General features: G+C 68.1%; 3 protein-coding genes. All 3 read right to left on the minus strand.

Annotation, left to right across the window (positions count from 1 at the left end):
- Positions 1–19 precede the first annotated feature (19 nt).
- Positions 20–799, minus strand: a complete 780-nt coding sequence (locus tag B0F77_RS50435) for a flavin monoamine oxidase family protein (protein ID WP_245849566.1) — start codon at positions 797–799, stop codon at positions 20–22.
- The gene (locus B0F77_RS50440; RefSeq protein WP_245849568.1) at positions 796–1,479 is read right to left on the minus strand and encodes a flavin monoamine oxidase family protein; all 684 of its coding nucleotides are present in this window, start codon (positions 1,477–1,479) and stop codon (positions 796–798) included. Before B0F77_RS50440 ends, B0F77_RS50435 begins: the two co-directional genes overlap by 4 nt.
- A gap of 25 nt (positions 1,480–1,504) precedes the next feature.
- On the minus strand, positions 1,505–2,041 hold the full coding sequence (locus tag B0F77_RS46320) for a nitrilase-related carbon-nitrogen hydrolase (RefSeq protein ID WP_425435847.1): 537 nt from the start codon (positions 2,039–2,041) through the stop codon (positions 1,505–1,507).
- Positions 2,042–2,067: the final 26 nt, after the last annotated feature.

The raw sequence follows: 2,067 nt of genomic DNA on the forward strand, positions 1-2,067 counted from the left end.
TCATCCACGTCCAGGCCTGTCAGTGAGTCAGCCTGATCGGAGCGAGCTCGTCGAACCGGTCTCCCGGGCCGGGGTTCGCCGGATGGGTTCCACCGCCGAGGTGGTTCGTCACCGCCCACACCGCGTTGAGCGCGCTGGTGATCGCTCCCTCCGCGAAACCGCCGAGCCAGGAGACGTCGTCGCCACAAAGGAAGAAACCGCGCTGTTCCGCCGGTGCGTCCTGCTGCATGAACTGGGTGAACAGTCTGCGTTGGTAGCGGTACTGACCAGGCAGGTTCTGCTTGAACGCACCCATGAACAGCGGCTCGTTCTCCCAGGAGATCGTGACCGGCTCGCTGATCACGTGGGAGGCGATGTCCACGTCAGGGTAGATCGCGGCCAACCGTCGCAACAGGACGGTCAGGCGCTGCTGGTCGGTCATGGTGCGGAACTTGGCCGAGTCGTCGTTCCAGGTGTAGGACAGGCACATGACGCCGGGCCGGTCCGGGCCGTTGTCGAACAGGTAGACACCGCGCGGACTGCGGTCGGTCAGGGTCATGCCCATCACCGGACTTCCGGTGCGCTTGTCCGCGTCCAGCCAGAACGGCCGGTCGCTCAGCACGAAGAGCTTCGACGAGCTCATGTAGTGCGTGCGTTCGACCGCTGTCCACTGTGGAGCGCTGAGCAGTTCCGGGGCGCAGTCGATCGCCCCCAGCAGCGTCCACACGTGCGGACTGAAGACCACGACCGGGAACCGATCGAGCCGGCCGCTCTCGTCCTGGATCTCGATGTCGGTTCCGTGCCGGCTCAGCCTGGTCACGGCTGGGCGTGGCGCCTCGTGGTTGAGTGCGGCGATGGTCGTGCCTGGCGGCCAGTGCGCCATGCGGGCGGGCGAGTGGGACCACAGACCCGTTGGCAGGCGTTGCGCGCCACCGACGATGCTGACCTGTTCGCCGTCGTCCGCGTGGNNCGGCGCCGGATGGCGTCCTCCATGGTGGCGAGCTCGGCCTTGTCCCGCAACGCCTTGTTCCAGGCGTCGGAGACCTCCTGGTAGATCGGTGGCAGCAGGGCCTGGGAGCGGCCCTGGTGCGTCACCCCGTTCAGGTTGATCACCGTGCTGGGCGTGCAGGGTGCCAGTGGGTTGGGAAAGGGAGTGGTGGGCAGGCCCAGCTCGTGGATGTAGTGGAACAGCGTCCGCGCGGTGGGGGCGAATCTCATCGCGCCCAGATCGGCGACGCAGTCGGGATAGCCGGGGAAACCGGCCGACCGCATCCTGCCGCCGAGCTGGCCCGCCTCGTACACCACAGGTCGCAGACCCAGCCGCATCAGCTCGTACGCGGCCACCAGTCCGGAGACACCGGCGCCGACCACCGCCACGGGCGTGCCGTGCAGGGCCTCGGGTATCCGCCCCAGCCCGGCGGGATGGCGGAGCCACTCGTCGTAGCTGAAGGGGAAGTCGGGAATGAGCATGGCGAGCTGGTCGGTGGGGACGGTGGTCATGTCGCTGCCCGCCTTTCTGGCCGGATCATGCTCGGACCTCCTGGACGAGGTCGTGGTACAGCTCGGGACGCCGGTCGGTCAGATACGGGGTCTGCCGGCGGGCTGAGACGATCTCGGCCGGATCGACGTCGGCCACGAGCAGCGTCTCGCCGCGCCCCGGTGCGGTCTGCACCTGGCCGTTCGGTTTCGCCACCCTGGTCAGACCGCAGTAGGTGGTGCGTCCGTCCACACCGGACCAGTTGACGTAGGTCACGTACAGCTGGCTCTCGAAAGCCCTGGCGGGCACCAGGGTCCGCGTCACGATGCTCCACGNNTGGGTTCCGCGCAGGGCGTGGGCCCTGACCAGCTCGGGGAACTCGACCTCGTAGCAGATCAGCAGGCCCACCGTGACGTCGGCGACCTGGGCCTGGACCAGCGAACCCGCGCCGCGGTTGAACACGGTGCCCTCCGCGTCACCGTAGAGGTGGGACTTCCGGTGCACCGCCACAACTTGACCGTGTGCGTCCACCAGCTGGACAGTGTTGTGCACGCCCTCGGGAGTGCGCTCCGGACAGCCGTACACGATCGCGACACCTTCCCGGGCGGCGA

The organism is Lentzea kentuckyensis, from assembly GCF_002150765.1.
GTDB lineage: Bacteria > Actinomycetota > Actinomycetes > Mycobacteriales > Pseudonocardiaceae > Lentzea > Lentzea kentuckyensis.